The sequence below is a fragment of the Asaia spathodeae NBRC 105894 genome (assembly GCF_025994195.1).
GTDB lineage: Bacteria > Pseudomonadota > Alphaproteobacteria > Acetobacterales > Acetobacteraceae > Asaia > Asaia siamensis.
This window is the reverse complement of sequence record NZ_BAPY01000005.1, coordinates 98,907-115,624: the sequence shown is the minus strand read 5'-3', so window position 1 is coordinate 115,624 and position 16,718 is coordinate 98,907. Positions and strand designations below refer to the sequence as shown.

Below are 16,718 nucleotides of genomic sequence, written 5' to 3'. Positions count from 1 at the left end.
ATGGATCGATCCAATCGCCTGTAGGCGTCGGATTATCCCCTGTCGTCAACAGCTTATACACAGGCTGATCCGCAGAGTTGTTCCTCGAATCTGGGGATAAGTTTCCCGTCTTGCGTCGTGCCCGAGGCACCGAGCGCTGTTCTGCAAACGCGTCATGCCGAGCGATGCCTTTCCAAAAGACCCCGGCCATGATCCTCTTTGTCTATATGGCAATTTGGAAAATCTGATGATGAAGCAAAAAATAAGGTACAGCCTGCGGCGACTGGCGGGACCGGTTGTGCTTGGCGTTGTTCTGGCCAGTCTTGCGGGCTGCAAGCATCGGCATGGTGATGCCCGTCAGGCAGACGGAAGTTACGGATCATACCCACCGCCACCGGCCCCCGTTGTGGTACCCGCTCCGATGAAATTCTCGATGAGGGGTAAGGTCGGTCAGGGCAATATTGCTTATGACCATAGCCTCGCCTTGCGCGTCTCGGCAGACAAGGTAGGCGCCCATCTGGCAACTTTGCGTGATTACTGCCTAGCGCAGCAGGGCTGCGAACTGGTCTCGGCATCGGAAGATGCAGAAGACCAGAATGAGGGGAGTGATAACCGCTTGGCAAGGCTCTCGGCGCGTTTGCCTCATGACAAGGTCGAGGATTTTCTCAAAATTGCTGCGGCGCCTCTGGCTGGGGAAACCGCAGGTGCTGTCGTCACCCAGCGACTGCGCACCAGCGAACGTGATCTCAATAGTGAAGTCACCGATGTCGATCGCCGTCTGGCCCAGATGACAGCCTATCGTGACCGTCTCGAAGTGCTCGAAGCCCAGAGTGCAGGTAAGACGGATGACCTCATCAAAGTGGCGAAAGAGCTTTCAGAGGCGCAGAGTACGCTGGAAAGCGCATTGAAAGAGAAGAAGGATCTCTCCCGTCAGGTGGATACGGAAGAGGTCGATGTCACCTATAGTTCTGCACGTGAGAATCTCGGGCCCCTGCGTCAGCGCTGGAAAGATAGCGCTGCGCTTTTCAGTGAGACACTGGCAGATCTGTGGGATTTCCTGATTCAGGCTGTGGTCTGGGCACCGCTGGTCGTTATCGGCCTGTTGATTGTCAGGCGCGCGATCCGTCGCGGCTGGTTCAGTCGCACATAGAGCGGTCCTGCTCAGGGTTTTGTGAGGCGGTGAACCTTGGCCGCCTCCATGCGTCATGAAAAGATGAGAGTGAATATTTTGTAATAGAAGAGAGGGCGCCCCTTGCAGCTTTCCACTGACCGAGACGCGCGGTCCGGCAAGAAGACCCATGGCCGGCCCATAGAGACGGATATTCCTGCGCGTCTTGACCGGCTGCCCTGGTCACGGTTCCACATGCTGATTGTTGTGGCGCTCGGCATCACCTGGATCCTCGACGGGCTTGAAGTCACCATTATCGGCTCGCTGGCGCCCTCGCTGCAGCGTGGCGACACGCTTGGGTTGTCAGCCGATGGCATTGGCTTTGCGTCTTCCTCCTATGTCGCCGGGGCAGTGTTAGGGGCGCTTGTGTTCGGCTGGATGACCGATCAGCTCGGGCGCAAGCAGATCTTCTTTCTCACTCTCGCTCTCTATGTCGTTGGTGTCGGCGCCTCGGCGCTGTCATGGAATCTGACGAGCTTCGCCGTGGCCCGCTTCCTGACTGGCATGGGTATCGGTGGCGAATACTCGGCGATCAATTCCGCAATTGACGAGCTTGTTCCGGCGCGACTACGCGGCCGTGTGGACGTGATGGTCAACGGGACATTCTGGGCTGGCGCTGCCTTTGGCGCCATCGGCTCGGTCTGGTTGCTCAACTCGGCGATCATTCCAGTCTGGCTCGCCTGGCGCGTGGCGTTCGCACTAGGGGCGCTCCTTGGTGTGGCGGTGCTTTTCCTCCGCACCTTCGTCCCTGAAAGCCCGCGCTGGCTCATGACCCATCGCCGCGTGGAAGAGGCTAATGCGATCGTCAGCCACGTAGAATCCCACTGTGTGGAGCCTGAAGGCGGCTGGGGGCAGAAGCTGCCAACCGTCCTTATCTACCCGGCAGGGGTATTCAGCCCGGCCGAAATGATCAGGATCATGGTGCAGCGCTATCGCGGGCGCTCGCTTTATGTGCTGGTCCTGATGATCTCCCAGGCATTTCTTTATAACGCCGTGTTCTTTACCTACGGCATGGTGCTGACGAAATATCATGGCGTCTCACCGCGCGCGGTTGGCTGGTACATTCTGCCCCTCGCCATCGGCAATCTCTTCGGCCCGCTCATTCTGGCACGCTGGTTCGATACCTGGGGTCGCAGACGGATGATTGGATTGAGCTATGCCATTTCGGGCGTACTCATGATGGCTGTAGCCTATGCCATGGGCGTTCATGCCCTGACTGCCGCCAGTCAAACGCTCTCCTGGTGCTGTATCTTCTTTTTCGCCTCGGCAGCGGCCTCGTCGGCCTATCTGACTGCAAGCGAGCTCTTCCCCCTCGAAATGCGGGCTTTTGCAATCGCGGTGTTTTACGCGGTTGGCACGCTTTTCGGCGGCGTTGCGGCACCCGTCATCTTCGGGCACCTGATTGGCACCGGACGGCTTTCCCTGCTCGTCATGGGCTATGTCGTCGCGGCGATCCTGATGCTGATCGCCAGCGCAGTGGCCTGGATCTGGGGCGTGGATGCGGAAAACCGCTCGCTGGAAGAGGTCGCGCCACCGCTTTCGGAGTATTACGCCCGGGAGGAGGAGCGCGCCGTCTGATTGCGGCCGGTTCTCTTCGTTACTCCCCGGCCCGGATAGACGATCAGCTCTGATAGAGCTCTAAAGGCAGACCGTCGGGATCGCTGAAGAAGGTGTAAAGCTTGCCGGTATAAGGGTCCGTTCGTACCGGCTCGCAGGTTACATTATGGCGCTCGAGATGCTCGACCGCTTCCTGCATGTTATCGACACCGAATGCCAGATGACGCAGTCCGGCAGCTTCTGGCTGTGTCGGGCGTGAAGGCGGGGTCGGGAAGGAGAACAGCTCAATCTGCGTATCGCCGATGGCAATGTCGCATTTCCATGACTGCCTCTGGGCTCGCCAGACTTCACGTATGATGCTCAGCCCAAGGATCTCGGTGTAGAAGCTACGGGATTTCTGATAATCGGATGTGATGATCGCGATGTGATGGACGCAGGTGAACATCGTCTGAGACCTATTGCTGACGGGCTTTGCGGCCATTGGACAATTCGGTGACGACACCATGCATGGTGCGCAGTTCCTGCTCTGTCACTTCACCACGCTGAAACAGGTGGCGCAGATTGCGCACCATGCCGGGGCGCTTCTGCTCATTACGCAGAAAACCGCATTCATCCAGATCGCGTGTCAGATGACCGAGGAAGTTCTCAAGCTCTCCCTTTGTCGCCACGTGGGTTTCGTTCGTCATGAGCGTACGCGGCGGGGTGGTCTCGCAGGCCATCCACCACTCATACGCCATGATCAATACGGCCTGGGCGAGGTTCAGCGACATGAAATCAGGGTTGAGCGGATAGCGTATCAGCACATCGGCGCGCGCCATGTCCTCGTTATCAAGCCCGGCGCGCTCGGGGCCAAAAAGCAGCCCGGCTTTCAGCCCCCGATCGGCAATGGCGCGAAGTTCCGACGCTGCGCCACGGGCGGTCATGACCGTCTTTACGATGTGACGCGGGCGCGGGCAGGTAGCCATGACGTGGTGCAGGTCTGCAACGGCCTCATCGACCGTATCGAAAACCTGCGCCGCATCGAGAATGCGATCGGCGCCTGATGACGCGTACCATGCGCGCTCCTGCGGCCATCCATCGCGCGGGGCGACCAGACGCAGATGAAACAACCCGCCATTGGCCATGGCGCGTGCCGTCGTGCCGACATTTTCGGCAAGCTGCGGACGGACGAGAATAACAACGGGGCTGAATTCCCCGATCGGCCCGATATCGGCGCCGCCATCACGACCGGTCATGCGCGCCTCCATGTCGTGCCATTGGCAGTGTCTTCAAGAATGATTCCCTGTTCGGCAAGCTGGCTGCGGATACTGTCGGCGAGGACGAAATCACGCGCTTTTTTTGCGGCAACACGCTGAGCAATCAGCGCATCAATGGCAGTATCGTCGGAGCCCGAGCGAAACCACTCATCCGGTGTGGCCTCCAGAAGGCCGATAAGGGCACCGCAGGCCTTGAGCGAGGCGGAGGCTTTTGCATCACCACCAAGGGCTGCATCGGCAAGCGGATGGAGGCAGGCAAGGGCGAGGGGGGTGTTCATGTCATCGCACAGCGCCAGCATGAAGGCATCGGGTATCGTGCCAGCGTCCGCAGGCGGGGTTTTTTCCAGGGCGCGGTAAAACCGGTCGAGAATGCGCTTGGCTTCCTCGAGTTTTTCCCAGGTGAAGTCGAGCACCGAACGATAATGCGTGCCCAGAATAAGCAGACGCAGAGCTTCTGCGGGTGCGCGTGTCAGAACCTCGCGAATGGAGAAGAAATTGCCCAGTGATTTGGACATTTTCTCGCCATTGGAGAGCAGCATGGCATTATGCAGCCAGTAGCGCGCAAAGCTGCTGCCGGGATGGCAGCATAGCGACTGGGCGCGCTCGTTTTCATGGTGCGGGAACATCAGATCGTCGCCGCCGCCATGAATGTCGAAGCTCTCGCCGAGATAGCGATGCGACATGGCCGAGCACTCGATATGCCAGCCCGGTCGGCCACGCCCATAGGGGCTGTCCCATCCGGGCTGCTCGGGTGTCGAGGGCTTCCACAGGACGAAATCGCCCGGATGGCGCTTGTAGGGAGCCACCTCGACGCGTGCGCCTGCCAGAAGATCGTCAGGGCTGCGGCCGGAGAGGCTGCCATAGCTGGCGCAGCGATCAACGGCAAAGAGCACATGCCCTTCGGCCTCATAGGCATGACCATTGGCGACAAGCTGGGCGATCATGCTCAACATGTCATCGATATGATGCGTGGCGCGCGGTTCGATATCGGGCGGCAGAATGCCGAGGGCCGCCACATCTTCATGAAAGGCAATGGTGGTGCGTGCCGTCAGGCTTGCAATATCCTCACCATTCTGTTGCGCACGCGCAGTAATCTTGTCGTCCACATCGGTAATGTTGCGCACGAAAGTAACCGTCGGATAGAGCCGACGCAGCAGCCGAACAAGGATGTCGGCGCTGAGCATGGCGCGCAGATTGCCGATATGCACGGCATCATACACTGTGGGCCCACAGTAATAGACGCGCACATTGGCAGGATCCAGCGGCACGAAAACCTGTTTCTGCCGGGTCTGGCTGTCATGAAGGGACAGGGAATGGGAAGGGCTGGCCATGATCCAGAGTAGATGCGTCAGCCCTGCGCCTAGCGCAACTCTATTTTACGGCTTTGAGCGCTGGTTTTCTGCCCCTCGTGGTATAAGCAGAACAATATGACAGAACTTCGCTCTTCCATCACGGTGCCGCATTGGGGCCAGCATTTGCGCGCGCTGGTCAAAATAGCCGCGCCGCTCAGTTTTTCGCAGCTGAGCGAGATGGCTATGAATGTGACCGATACGGTGCTGCTGGGCAGTCTCGGTGCGACGGCGCTTGCGGTTGGAGGCATGACCACCAATCTTTTCTTCTGCACCTTCATCACGTTTCAGGCGGCCCTTGGGGGTGCCAGCATCCTGATTTCCCGGGCGAGGGGACGGGCCTTTGCTGCGCAGAACACGGTGGAAGATCTTTCGGGCATCGTCTCTTCAGGCGTGGTCCTCGCGTTGCTGCTCTGCCTTCCGGTGCTGGTGATACTTCTGCCTGCGGGATCTCTGCTGGCCTTTTTCAATGAGCCGTCGCAGATCGTCACCCAGGGCAGCCGCTTCATGCATCTGCTACTCTGGGCGCTGCTCCCCAATCTGGTCATCATCGGCCTGTTACGCATCATTTTGCCTGCCTTCGGAAGCGAGCGGCTGCTTTTATGGACCATGCCGGGCATGGCCGTCATGAATGGCTTCCTCAATGCCGGGTTGATCCATGGTCGCTTCGGACTGCCCGAGATGGGGCTATGGGGCTCGGCTTGCGCCACAATCGTGACAGGATGGTCGATTGCGCTGCTTCTGGTGGTGCTGGCCCGTCGGCAGGCCCATCTGAAGCGCCATCTGCGTGTGGCGCGTCCTGACCCGCGTGCGATGGGCGAGATGCTGCGTCTGGGGCTGCCCATGATGGGGGCAACCGGCGCAGAGTTGCTGGCTTTCCAGATGACGGGGCTGCATGCGGGGGCTCTGGGTGCGGTCTCTTCTGCCGCGCACCAGATCGCGCTGAGCGTCACGAGTACAGCTTTCATGATCAGCCTCGCCGTTTCACAGGCGGTCAATATCCGTGTTGCCTATTGGCTGGGCGCCGGCTCACCCCGTGCCGCCTTGCGCTCGACGCTCGGGGCTCTTTTTCTGGTGCTGCTCTGGACCAGCTTCACAGCGACCGTGCTGCTTGTCTTCCCGGAATATATTGCCGGGTTCTATCTGCGCTCGGGAAGCGCAGATGCGGCGCAGGTCATGCCGATTGCGGTATCGCTGCTGAAGATTGCCGGTATTTTCCAGATTCTGGATGGCGTGCAATGCGTTTGCGCCGGTGCCCTGCGTGGCTGTCACGACACATTCATGCCGATGGTGCTGATGGTGCTGACCTACGTACCTGTCTCGATTTTCGGTGGCGACTGGCTTGCCTTTAAGGGGGGGTACGGCGCGATCGGTTTATGGATCGGTCTTGCGACGGGGCTCGGTATCCTGGCGTTTCTGCTGTCGATACGCCTTGCCATCACGTTCAGGCGCAAACTCGGCTCTGGCGAGCCCGTTCCGAGGGAAGGGCTCGCAGATCCGGCGTGAGAGGTATGATTCAGGCCTCGGGAATACGGATGGTCTGTCCGGGATAGACACCCTCACTATGCGCGAGTTCATCCTTGTTGGCCTCGTGCAGATCCTGAGCCGTGACGTCGGCATCCGTCTTTTCCGCGATGGCGGCCAGCGTTTCACCCGGCTTGACCTGATGGAAGACCGGCTCGGGTGTACCTTCCGGCACCGTGATATCCGCATGGACGGTATCGATACCGGCGATGTTGCCAGCGGCAAGAATGATGGCGTCACGCTCGGCAGCACTCTCGGCCTTGGCTTTGACCGCCACCGTCGTGTCTCTTACCGTGATATGCGATACGGAAAGCTGTGAAAGCCCGTATTGCTTGAAGGCACGCTTGATCAGGCTCTCATGGGGCGCACGCGGCGCCGGTGCCCCTGCGGGATTGATCGCTTCGATCTCCGCCTTGTCATTGAGCTTGCGACCCGCTGCCCGGTTGAATTTGAAAATAGCCATGAGAAGGCTCCCTTTTTCTTCGTCCTGCGCAGATGACTCGCTGTCGCAGGCTATGCCCATCGTATTTCTGCTGACGTATCAGTCCAGTGATTGTTCCCTCACTGGCCCGATTTGCCCTGGTGAGGTTTCCGACCGGAGGGTCGATTTAGATTGACAGCGTGGCGGGGGTCCTATACCTGCCGCCGCTATTGCCGGGAACGTGGACATGCCGGCCGTTACCAGACCGGGATCTGCATCCCGAGGTTGCGGTTCGAGGAATGCGCCCGTCTTTCCTAATTCGGGGGAAGGCCTACCGGCGCAACATGCGGTTGCCACGCAGCATAGGGCAGCCCGAAGTCGAAGCGAGTTCTTGCACATGAGCAAGCGCCAAGAGAGCAAGTACAAAATCAATCGCCGTCTGGGCGTAAACCTGTGGGGCCGCGCCAAGTCGCCGGTCAACAAGCGGGAATACGGCCCCGGTCAGCATGGCCAGCGCCGCAAGCAGAAGCCCTCCGACTTCTCGATCCAGCTGATGGCTAAGCAGAAGCTTAAGGGCTACTACGGCAACATCAGCGAGAAGCAGTTCCGCAAGTATTACGATGAGGCCGTGCGTCGCAAGGGCGATACGTCGGAGAACCTGATCGACCTGCTGGAGCGTCGCCTGGATGCGGTGATCTACCGCCTCAAGTTCGCGATCACCCCGTTCGCTGCCCGTCAGTTCGTGAGCCACGGCCACGTGACGGTCAATGGCCGCAAGGTGAACATCCCTTCGTATCTGGTTCGCGATGGCGACGTGATCGAAGTGCGCGAAAAGTCCAAGCAGCTTGCTGTTGTTCTTGACGCCGCACAGTCCGCTGAGCGTGACGTGCCGGAATACATCGAGGTCGATCATCGCCAGATGAAGGGCAAGTTCGTTCGCAGCCCGCGTCTGTCCGATGTGCCGTACCCCGTGCAGATGGAACCGAACCTCGTGGTCGAGTTCTACTCGCGCTAAACGCCGGTTTTTCTACCGGGTGTTTCTGGCCAATGCCGGATCGGGTTCACCCCCGGTCCGGCATTTGTCGTTTCAGGTAATTGCCGTTTTACCGAAGGTCTTTTTCGATGTCCGAAGCCGCATCCGCCCCCGTTTCTGCCACCGGCCTTGCCAGCGAGATCCGGCGTCGCCGGACCTTCGCCATCATTTCGCATCCTGACGCCGGCAAGACGACCCTGACAGAGCGCATCCTGCGCGCTGGTGGTGCCATCCAGCTTGCGGGCAACGTGCGCGCCAAGGGCGAGCGCCGCCGTACCAAATCCGACTGGATGGGTATCGAGCGCGATCGCGGCATTTCGGTCGTTACCTCGGTCATGACCTTCGAATATGGCGGCTGCGTTTTCAATCTGCTCGATACGCCGGGCCATGAAGACTTCTCCGAAGACACCTATCGTACCCTTACGGCTGTCGATTGCGCCGTGATGGTCATCGACGCTGCCAAGGGTATCGAGGACCGCACACGCAAACTGTTCGAGATCTGCCGCCTGCGCGACATTCCCATCGTGACCTTCATCAACAAGATGGATCGTGAGGCGCAGGATTGCTTCGGCCTGCTGGACGAGATCGCCTCGACACTGGCGCTCGATACATCTCCGGCGACCTGGCCTATCGGACGCGCCGGGCATTTCGCTGGCACGTATGACATGCGCACACGTGAGATACGCGGTGAAGCGGTCGATCTGCCCCAGTCGGATGCCCGTATGGTCGCGCTCTCGGAGGAGCTGGAACTGGCTGAAGCGGCTCTGCCGCTCTTTGATCGTGAGTCTTTTGACGCCGGTCATCTGACGCCGGTATTTTTCGGCAGTGCGATGAAGGAGATTGGCGTCACCGATCTTCTTGACGCACTGGTGGCTTATGGCCCCGAGCCACGTGCGCAACCCAGCGAGACGCGCGAAGTAAAGGCCGATGAAGAGCAGGTAACGGCACTGATCTTCAAGATCCAGGCCAATATGGACCCGAACCATCGTGACCGCATGGCCTTTGCCCGTATCTGCTCTGGCAAGCTGACGCGTGGCATGCGTTTGAAGCATGTCCGTACAGGCAAGCAATTTGCTCTGCACACGCCGCAATTCTTCTTTGCGCGTGACCGACAGCTTGCCGAGGAGGCTTTCGCGGGTGACGTTGTGGGACTTCCCAACCATGGGACCCTGCGTATTGGGGACACACTTTCAGAGAGTGAAGAGCTGCGCTTCACGGGCGTGCCGCATTTTGCGCCTGAAATCCTGCGGCGTGTGCGGCTGGACGATGCCATGAAAGCCAAGAAGCTGCGTCAGGCTCTGGTCGAACTGGCGGAAGAGGGGGTCGTGCAGCTTTTCCGTCCACAGGACGGTTTGCCGCCGATTGTAGGCGTCGTAGGCACCCTGCAGCTCGATGTGCTGCAGTCGCGTCTCCAAGGGGAGTACGGGGTTGCTATCGGTTTTGAGTCGACGCCCTATACGATTGCCCGGTGGGTAACGGGTGAGCGCGCCAAGATCGAGGCTTTCTCCATGGTCAATCGCTCGGCCATGGCTGATGATCTGGATGGAGACCCCGTGTTTCTCGCCAGTTCGAATTTCATGATGCGTCGCACGGTCGAAATGAACGCCGATCTCGGTTTTCACGATATCAAACAGATTGGCCTGAGCGTCTGATCCTGATCTCGGAACTGGGAAAGAGCCCCGGAATTACCGGGGCTTTTTTTTGCGCTGCGCCTAGGTGAAGAAGGCTCTTATCGGTCGGTCAGTATGGTCTTCCAGTCTGCAGGCCAAAGAGCGAGCCTCGAGACCGATGGTGGACAGACGCCCCTCACATCATGAGCAAGGCGATCGTGCCTAGAGCAATCAACCCGCCGAGAATGGCCCCCATGGTGAGGCCTATGCCTTCCTGACGATGATCCATTGAGGAACGGTGCAGGTTCGGCGCATCGCTGAAATGGGAAATCTGGGTCATGGCAAACCCCCTTTTTCCGGGATTGGTGACACGACTCTCTTATAACGGATTACACGCACGTAATGTACTGTGCTGATTGCATGGCAGATAGGCAAAGAAAAAGGCCCTTGGCATGACTGCCAAGGGCCTTTGTTCCTGAACCAACCTGAAAGCCGCCTGAGCAGCGATCAGATCAGGCCGAAATCAGCGCAGGATGATTTCGACGCGACGGTTCTGCGGCTCGCGGGTGTTCGGACCCGTCGGGACCAGCGGATGCTGCTCACCATAGCCGTGGATGTCGATCGCAGCGGCAGGAACGCCGTCACGGATCAGCTCAGCCTTGACCGACTGCGCACGACGGACCGAGAGGCCCTGGTTGTACTTCTGGCCGCGAGCACCGGGGTGTGCAGCAGAGTTGTCGGTGTAGCCGTTGACTTCGATGCGCGTCGTCTGGACGTGCGTGGAAGCCTGAGCTGCCTGGGCAACGATCTCACGAGCGCGACCCGTCAGGTTCGACTTGTCCCAATCGAAGAACACCAGGTAGGTGCGGGCAGGCTGCACTGCCGGCGGAACGACGACCGGAGCCGGCGGCGGCGGCGGGGGAGCCGTGTCGAATGCATAACGCAGGCCGACGATGAACTGGTGCTGGAAACGGTCACCGAAGTTCACGTTACCCTTGTGCACGCCCGTGCGGTTCCACGAGGTGGAGCGGTATGCGCCATCCGTGAAGGTCTGGCCGATCATGCGGTATTCACCGGTGAGGGCGAGGCCCGGAACGCCCGGGATGTCATAGGCTGCACCGACGATGCCCTGATAGGCGAAGCCACCCTGCGTGCCGCCAACGCGGTTGGTCGCGCCGTTGGTGTAGGACGTGGTGATCGGGTTGTAGTGCTGCCACAGGTAGCCTGCACCCACACCAACGAACGGCGTGACCGGCAGGTTGATGCCGAACTGGGCCAGATCGATGTCATATAGAACGTTGACGAAGCCGCCATAGGACTGGTCGGAACCGCTGGTCGAACCAGGCGTACCCGTCGGGTTACGGTGGTTGATCTGCGAGTAGTTGTAAACGCCTTCGACTTCAGCGCGCAGGCCGTTGCCGAAGCCCCAGCCGAACGAACCGAAGCTCGTGAAGCCGTCCTTGTGACGGAACTTGGAGCTGGAGCCGTTATTGCTGGTCGTGCCGTCAGCCTGCGTCGTCGGGGAGAAGTGCGCGTGCTGGGTCTGAGCCAGGTTATAGCCACCGCCGATATTGACATACGGGCCGGTGATGGTGCTCGCCATGGCGATCGTCGGGGCGGCTGCCATCGACGTCATGGCCAGAAGTGCCGTGCGGAGACGCATTAGTTTCGTCCTCATAAATTCATCCATTCAAGCCTGCCTCGTTGCCCCCGAAGAGGCGAAGCAACAACAAGCTCAGCGCGATGCATAAGTGCGTATAGAGCCGTCAGTTCCGGTTCAGGAAGTGAGTTCCATAGGTATTTGACGATTAGACGAAATAGCCGTGTCCAAACTGCAACACTTCATTCCGTCCGATTAACAATTTCTTATGCAGTGCCTCGTTCTAACGGGGTTTTTTCTGATTCGTGTCATCAACGGATCGTGAGGTGACTGACTGATTTGTAAGGAAAATCGCGAAACAGGTCCGGTTCCGTTACTCCCGGCATCCGGCCTGCACCAAAACGTCACGCACCGTGTCCATTTCAACATCGCGGCTGGTAAATGCCTTGCCGATTCCGCGCATAAGCACGAATGACAGCCGTCCGTCCTGCACCTTCTTGTCACGCGCCATCGAAGCAATGAGTTCCTCCGCGCTCAGGGTCTCGTCCAGCCAGTCGAGGCCGGCGGGCATGCCCAGACTGCGCAGATGGGCGTCCAGACGCTGCATGTCACTTTCCGGACAGTGACCAAGCGCCACTGAGAGAGCGACGGCCAGGTGAAGGCCTATTGAAACCCCCTCACCATGAAGCAGGCGGCCGTCATACTTGTAATGGGCCTCAAGAGCATGACCGAAGGAGTGGCCCAGATTGAGCAGGGCGCGTCCATCCTGGGCTGCGGTTTCCTTTTCGTCCTCCATGACGACCCGCGCCTTGAAACCGCAGGCGCGCTGCACGGCCTCGGCAAGTGCTGCAGGGTCGCCATCCAGGATGTCGGCCCCATGGGTCTCGCACCAGGCAAACAGTTCAGGGTCGGCAATAAGCCCGGCCTTGACGATTTCGGCGTAGCCCGCGACCCGTTCGCGTCGCGAGAGGGTTGCCAGCGCAGAACTGTCAGCCAGTACGATCTGTGGCTGATAGAAGGCGCCAACGAGATTTTTGCCTGCGCGTGCGTTCAGCCCCGTCTTGCCGCCAACGGAACTATCGACCTGCGACAGCAGAGTGGTCGGAATCTGGACGAAAGGAACACCGCGCAGAATGCTTGAAGCAACGAAACCGGAGAGATCACCAACCACACCGCCGCCAAGTCCGATGACGGTCGTACGGCGTTCCATGCCGTGGTCGAGAATGTCGTTGATGAGATGCGCATAACGCGTGAGCGACTTCGACTCCTCGCCCACTGGCACGACAAAGGATTTTGCCTCGATGCCGGTTTCGGCGAGCGCTGCCATCAATCGGGGAAGATGCAGCACGGCAACATTTTCGTCTGTCACCACAACGGCGCGCTTCTGCGGCAGGATCGGTGCCAGGTAAGCGCCCGCGCGGCTGATCAGATCCGACCCGATGAGCACTTCATAATGATGGGATTCCAGCGTGACCGGCACCTTGAGGGGATGCGCATAGGAATCAAGGGCTTCGATTATACGTTGGGCGCCGTGATCGACGCTGTCATCTCCACAATCCACGATGATATCGGCCTCTGCATAAATAGGGTGACGCTGTGCCTGAAGCGTCGCCAGAGTTGTCTCGACATTACCCTTGTCGAGAAGCGGGCGCCCGGTGCGTCCTGAAACACGCTTGACCAGAATGGGCAGGGGGCAGCGCAACCAGATCGAGCGGGCGTGTTTTTTGACGAGTCCACGCGTCTGGGCGTCAATGAAGGCGCCACCGCCCGTCGCCAGCACCTTGGGCGCGCCTTGCAGCAGGCGCTGGATCACCCGTCGCTCACCATCGCGGAACGCGGGTTCACCATGGCGCGCGAAAATTTCAGCAATTGTGCACCCCGCAGCCCGTTCGATTTCGTGATCGGCATCGACGAAATCGAGACCGAGTCGAGAGGCGAGGCGCCGACCGATTGTCGTCTTTCCTGCCCCCATCAACCCGACAAGAACAATAATTCCGTGCGAGGAGGCGGTCAGGGAGGAGACCGATCCCGGGACGGGATCAGGCAGGTCGGTCATCGTTCGGTTTCGATCAGAAAAAAAGGTGGGGCGTGACATTCATGCAAGGCTAACATACAGGAAAGCCGCTCGCCACCGACCTGACCCCGTGTGGGTTGCGCGACGTGTCGAAAATCCCGTTTTCGCGCCTATGTTCAGGAGCCCTCATGTCCACGTTGAGCTTTCCGAGGATCGCCCTCGCCCTTCTCGTTCTGCTCGTTCTGGGTCTGGGCGGCGCCTTTCTGAAGCTGGGCATGAACCCGCCGCTACCGGTTCAGACGATCGTGCATAAAGAGCTTCCAGGTACACAATTCGCGGCGACCCAGACACAGGCGATGCCCCAGGCTGGCCAGCCGCTGCCTGCCATGCCCGAGCCAGTCGCCGCGCCGACGCTCCAGCACTGAAGCCCCGCTCTCATACGAAACGGGAGAGTGCCTTGCCGCCAGCGGCCGAGGCCTTTCTCGAAATGCTTCTCGCAGAGCGCAACGCCGCTTCGCGTACGCGTCAGGCCTATGCGGCGGATCTGGAAGATTTCGTGGCCTTTCTGCGCCATGCCTCACCGGGTGGCGCCCTTCTGAATGCCGATCGTGCGGCGATAGCGGCCTATACGGCTGTGCAGGGCAAGGTGGGGCTTTCGTCCCGCACCACGGCGCGTCGGCTCTCCTGCCTCAGGCAGTTCTTTCGCTTTGCGCTGAGGGAGGGGTGGTGTGCTGTCGACCCCACCGAAACGGTTGCCATGCCACGGCACCAGAGTGCCTTGCCCAGATTGCTCTCGCAGGATCAGGTGACAGTTCTGATCGATCAGGGCTGCAACGGACATGACGATCCCAGGCGCGACCTTGTGAGCCGCGCCGCGCTTGAACTGCTCTACACAACCGGGCTGCGTATTTCCGAGCTACTCGGCTTGCCAGGTAGGGTGTTCATGCGCGACGCCCCCATGGTGCTGATCAGGGGCAAGGGGGGGCGTGAACGGCTCATTCCTGTGTCTCATGCGGCAAGAGAGGCTGCGCTCGCCCTGCTGCATCACGACCGGGACATCGACAGCCCTTATCTCTTCCCCGGGCGCAACCCCTCAAAACCCCTGACGCGTCAGGGCTTCGACAAGATTCTTCTGCAGGTTGCGCTCAGGGCTGGCATCGACCCCGATCTGGTCTCGCCGCATGTGCTGCGTCATTCCTTTGCGACCCATCTGCTCGAGCGCGGCGCCGATCTGCGGGCACTGCAGATGCTGCTGGGTCATGCGGATATCGGTACGACCCAGATATATACCCATGTGATGCAGGAACGGCTCAGGCAGGTGCTTACCCAGCATCATCCGCTCTCTGATGAGACGGTCTCGTGACGCAACGGATTGTTGTCGGGATGGAAGCCGTGCTATCGGCGGGTCATGCGTCAGTATCTCGATTTCGAAAAGCCGGTTGCCGAGCTTGAAAACAAGATTGCCGAACTCCGTCAGATGGCGAAGGACGGCGAAGGCATCAACATTGCCGACGAAATCGGCAAGCTCTCCGACAAGGCGGAAAAGCAGCTTCGGGCAGCTTATACCAAGCTGACGCCCTGGCAGAAGGTGATGGTCGCGCGTCATGCGCAGCGTCCTCGCGCCCTCGATTACTTCAAGGGGCTGCTTGAGGAATATACGCCGCTTGCCGGTGATCGCCTCGGCCATGATGATCAGGCCATCGTCGGCGGTCTGGCCCGTTTCCGCGGTCAGGCCGTGATGGTGATCGGCACCGAACGTGGCTTCGACATGGAGTCGCGCCTGCGTCACAATTTTGGCATGCCCAAGCCTGAAGGCTATCGCAAGGCACAGCGCCTTGTCGAAATGGCCGGACGTTTCGGGCTGCCGATTCTGACTTTCATCGACACGTCTGGCGCCTGGCCGGGTATCGATGCCGAAGAGCGTGGTCAGGCTCAGGCGATCGCCCGTTCGACCGATTGCTGTCTGCGTGCCCCTGTGCCGCTGATTGCCATCATCATTGGTGAGGGTGGTTCTGGCGGTGCTGTGGCTCTGGGCGCGGGCGATCGCGTGCTCATGCTCGAGCATTCGATCTATTCGGTCATTGCCCCTGAAGGTGCAGCGTCGATTCTCTGGCGCGACCCGAAGCAGGCTTCGACTGCTGCCGAAGCACTCAAACTGACGGCTCAGGATCTGCTGAAGCTGCGTCTTATCGACCGGATCATCCCCGAGCCGATCGGCGGTGCCCAGCGGTTCCCGGATGAGGCAATTGCGTCGGTGGGTGATGCTATCGGCGATATGCTTGGCGAGCTTCTGCCGTTTGAAAGCGAAAACCTGGTTGCCAAACGTCGCGAGAAGTTTCTCGCCATGGGGCGCGAGGCGCTCTAGGCGCGCGCGAGCGAAGCAATCCACGCATTAAGATAAAGCATACAGACGCCCGACCGAGAGGTCGGGCGTTTTGTCGTTTCAGGGGGCGGGTTCACCGGCGATCGGAGTGACGCCCAGCGATTCGATCAGCGCCTTGATACGCTCACCGGCGGCTTCGACCTTTTCCTCGTCATATCCCTTGGCCACAAGAGACACGCCCCTGCGCCCGTCGGGTCTTTCGAAAGGATAGGAGCCGAGATCGAGCTCGGGGAAATCGTGCTGTATGGCTTCCAGCCCCTCGGCCAGGGTCCCTTCGCGCAGATCGGCATGCCAGGCGACCGAGCAGAGCGGCGCGCCACCTTCTAGTGTGGGGAGCAACGCGGTGAACATCGATTGCATGATCGAGGGGACACCGGCCATGACATGAACATTGGCTATGCTGAAGCCCGGTGCGATCGACACCGTATTGCGTATCGGAACGGCCCCTCGTGGCAGCCACGCCATACGCTGGCGGGCCTTGTTGAATTTCTCCTTGCCGAGATAGGCCTCGAGTTCACGATAGCTTTCTTCATGACATTCGAGCGGAACGCCGACGGCTTCAGCGACGCACCCGGCCGTGATATCGTCATGGGTCGGGCCGATGCCCCCCGTCGTGAAGACGTGATCGAACTGGACGCGACAAGTCGCAACAGTTTCGACGATTCTTCTGGCTTTGTCGGGGATGACGCGCACTTCCTCAAGGGCGATCCCGGCCTGAGCGAGGCCAGTTGCGATAAAGCGGATATTGGCGTCCTGCGTGCGGCCCGAGAGAATCTCGTTGCCGATAACCAGGAGGCAGGCGGTAGGAGTCATGACTGGGTCCC

General features: G+C 59.8%; 16 protein-coding genes. 8 read left to right on the top strand and 8 right to left on the bottom strand.

The window, feature by feature from the left end; translation table 11 throughout:
* Positions 1-226 precede the first annotated feature (226 nt).
* Positions 227-1,129: a DUF4349 domain-containing protein gene (locus AA105894_RS05110; protein WP_267310774.1), complete on the top strand. Its 903-nt coding sequence runs from the start codon at positions 227-229 to the stop codon at positions 1,127-1,129.
* Positions 1,130-1,231: 102 nt separating this feature from the next.
* Positions 1,232-2,725 (top strand): MFS transporter, encoded by a 1,494-nt coding sequence (locus tag AA105894_RS05105; RefSeq protein WP_267310773.1) that lies wholly within the window; start codon positions 1,232-1,234, stop codon positions 2,723-2,725.
* 43 nt (positions 2,726-2,768) lie between these two features.
* On the opposite strand, the gene gloA2 is transcribed toward AA105894_RS05105, so the two are convergent.
* From gloA2 to cysS, 3 genes are read right to left on the bottom strand one after another with little or no spacing between them, the layout of a single operon-like run.
* Positions 2,769-3,149 carry an SMU1112c/YaeR family gloxylase I-like metalloprotein gene (gene gloA2, locus AA105894_RS05100; protein ID WP_188425072.1) on the bottom strand — a complete coding sequence of 127 codons (381 nt, stop codon included), beginning with the start codon at positions 3,147-3,149 and terminating at the stop codon, positions 2,769-2,771.
* Between the two features lie 10 nt (positions 3,150-3,159).
* Complete coding sequence (locus tag AA105894_RS05095) at positions 3,160-3,939, bottom strand: RNA methyltransferase (RefSeq protein ID WP_267310772.1); 780 nt, start codon at positions 3,937-3,939, stop codon at positions 3,160-3,162.
* On the bottom strand, positions 3,936-5,291 hold the full coding sequence (gene cysS / locus AA105894_RS05090) for a cysteine--tRNA ligase (RefSeq protein WP_267310771.1): 1,356 nt from the start codon (positions 5,289-5,291) through the stop codon (positions 3,936-3,938). The genes AA105894_RS05095 and cysS overlap by 4 nt, the downstream gene beginning before the upstream one ends.
* Before the next feature lie 96 nt (positions 5,292-5,387).
* On the opposite strand from cysS, the gene AA105894_RS05085 reads away from it, so the two are divergent.
* Complete coding sequence (locus AA105894_RS05085; RefSeq protein WP_267310770.1) at positions 5,388-6,815, top strand: MATE family efflux transporter; 1,428 nt, start codon at positions 5,388-5,390, stop codon at positions 6,813-6,815.
* Positions 6,816-6,825: 10 nt separating this feature from the next.
* On the opposite strand, the gene AA105894_RS05080 is transcribed toward AA105894_RS05085, so the two are convergent.
* A complete protein-coding gene (locus AA105894_RS05080; RefSeq protein WP_188425081.1) occupies positions 6,826-7,296 on the bottom strand; it encodes a LysM peptidoglycan-binding domain-containing protein in 471 nt (156 codons plus the stop codon).
* Between the two features lie 355 nt (positions 7,297-7,651).
* Between AA105894_RS05080 and rpsD the strand changes: the two genes are divergently transcribed.
* Positions 7,652-8,269 (top strand): 30S ribosomal protein S4, encoded by a 618-nt coding sequence (rpsD, locus tag AA105894_RS05075; RefSeq protein WP_023978552.1) that lies wholly within the window; start codon positions 7,652-7,654, stop codon positions 8,267-8,269.
* A gap of 107 nt (positions 8,270-8,376) precedes the next feature.
* Complete coding sequence (locus AA105894_RS05070) at positions 8,377-9,939, top strand: peptide chain release factor 3 (RefSeq protein ID WP_267310769.1); 1,563 nt, start codon at positions 8,377-8,379, stop codon at positions 9,937-9,939.
* 154 nt (positions 9,940-10,093) lie between these two features.
* Here AA105894_RS05070 and AA105894_RS05065 read toward each other — a convergent pair whose 3' ends face one another.
* The 3 genes from AA105894_RS05065 to aroB form a co-directional block, all read right to left on the bottom strand.
* The gene (locus tag AA105894_RS05065) at positions 10,094-10,237 is read right to left on the bottom strand and encodes a hypothetical protein (protein WP_188425085.1); all 144 of its coding nucleotides are present in this window, start codon (positions 10,235-10,237) and stop codon (positions 10,094-10,096) included.
* Positions 10,238-10,420: 183 nt separating this feature from the next.
* Positions 10,421-11,560: an OmpA family protein gene (locus AA105894_RS05060; protein WP_267310768.1), complete on the bottom strand. Its 1,140-nt coding sequence runs from the start codon at positions 11,558-11,560 to the stop codon at positions 10,421-10,423.
* Positions 11,561-11,870: 310 nt separating this feature from the next.
* Positions 11,871-13,553, bottom strand: a complete 1,683-nt coding sequence (aroB, locus tag AA105894_RS05055; protein WP_267310767.1) for a 3-dehydroquinate synthase — start codon at positions 13,551-13,553, stop codon at positions 11,871-11,873.
* Between the two features lie 146 nt (positions 13,554-13,699).
* On the opposite strand from aroB, the gene AA105894_RS05050 reads away from it, so the two are divergent.
* From AA105894_RS05050 to AA105894_RS05040, 3 genes are read left to right on the top strand one after another with little or no spacing between them, the layout of a single operon-like run.
* Complete coding sequence (locus AA105894_RS05050; RefSeq protein ID WP_267310766.1) at positions 13,700-13,936, top strand: hypothetical protein; 237 nt, start codon at positions 13,700-13,702, stop codon at positions 13,934-13,936.
* 32 nt (positions 13,937-13,968) lie between these two features.
* Entirely contained in the window at positions 13,969-14,874 is a 906-nt protein-coding gene (locus AA105894_RS05045; protein ID WP_267310765.1) for a tyrosine recombinase, read from the top strand.
* 45 nt (positions 14,875-14,919) lie between these two features.
* Positions 14,920-15,876 (top strand): acetyl-CoA carboxylase carboxyltransferase subunit alpha, encoded by a 957-nt coding sequence (locus AA105894_RS05040; RefSeq protein WP_188425095.1) that lies wholly within the window; start codon positions 14,920-14,922, stop codon positions 15,874-15,876.
* 78 nt (positions 15,877-15,954) lie between these two features.
* Here the strand turns inward: AA105894_RS05040 and AA105894_RS05035 are convergent, their stop codons facing one another.
* Positions 15,955-16,707, bottom strand: coding sequence for a competence/damage-inducible protein A (locus AA105894_RS05035; RefSeq protein ID WP_267310764.1), 753 nt, complete (start codon positions 16,705-16,707; stop codon positions 15,955-15,957).
* Positions 16,708-16,718 lie beyond the last annotated feature (11 nt).

Coding starts and splice junctions, on each gene's coding strand:
- AA105894_RS05110 (WP_267310774.1), top strand. CDS start 227: ATGATGAAGCAAAAAATAAGGTACAGCCTGCGGCGACTGGCGGGACCG.
- gloA2 (WP_188425072.1), bottom strand. CDS start 3,149: ATGTTCACCTGCGTCCATCACATCGCGATCATCACATCCGATTATCAG.
- AA105894_RS05095 (WP_267310772.1), bottom strand. CDS start 3,939: ATGACCGGTCGTGATGGCGGCGCCGATATCGGGCCGATCGGGGAATTC.
- cysS (WP_267310771.1), bottom strand. CDS start 5,291: ATGGCCAGCCCTTCCCATTCCCTGTCCCTTCATGACAGCCAGACCCGG.
- AA105894_RS05085 (WP_267310770.1), top strand. CDS start 5,388: ATGACAGAACTTCGCTCTTCCATCACGGTGCCGCATTGGGGCCAGCAT.
- AA105894_RS05080 (WP_188425081.1), bottom strand. CDS start 7,296: ATGGCTATTTTCAAATTCAACCGGGCAGCGGGTCGCAAGCTCAATGAC.
- rpsD (WP_023978552.1), top strand. CDS start 7,652: ATGAGCAAGCGCCAAGAGAGCAAGTACAAAATCAATCGCCGTCTGGGC.
- AA105894_RS05070 (WP_267310769.1), top strand. CDS start 8,377: ATGTCCGAAGCCGCATCCGCCCCCGTTTCTGCCACCGGCCTTGCCAGC.
- AA105894_RS05065 (WP_188425085.1), bottom strand. CDS start 10,237: ATGACCCAGATTTCCCATTTCAGCGATGCGCCGAACCTGCACCGTTCC.
- AA105894_RS05060 (WP_267310768.1), bottom strand. CDS start 11,560: ATGCGTCTCCGCACGGCACTTCTGGCCATGACGTCGATGGCAGCCGCC.
- aroB (WP_267310767.1), bottom strand. CDS start 13,553: ATGACCGACCTGCCTGATCCCGTCCCGGGATCGGTCTCCTCCCTGACC.
- AA105894_RS05050 (WP_267310766.1), top strand. CDS start 13,700: ATGTCCACGTTGAGCTTTCCGAGGATCGCCCTCGCCCTTCTCGTTCTG.
- AA105894_RS05040 (WP_188425095.1), top strand. CDS start 14,920: ATGCGTCAGTATCTCGATTTCGAAAAGCCGGTTGCCGAGCTTGAAAAC.
- AA105894_RS05035 (WP_267310764.1), bottom strand. CDS start 16,707: ATGACTCCTACCGCCTGCCTCCTGGTTATCGGCAACGAGATTCTCTCG.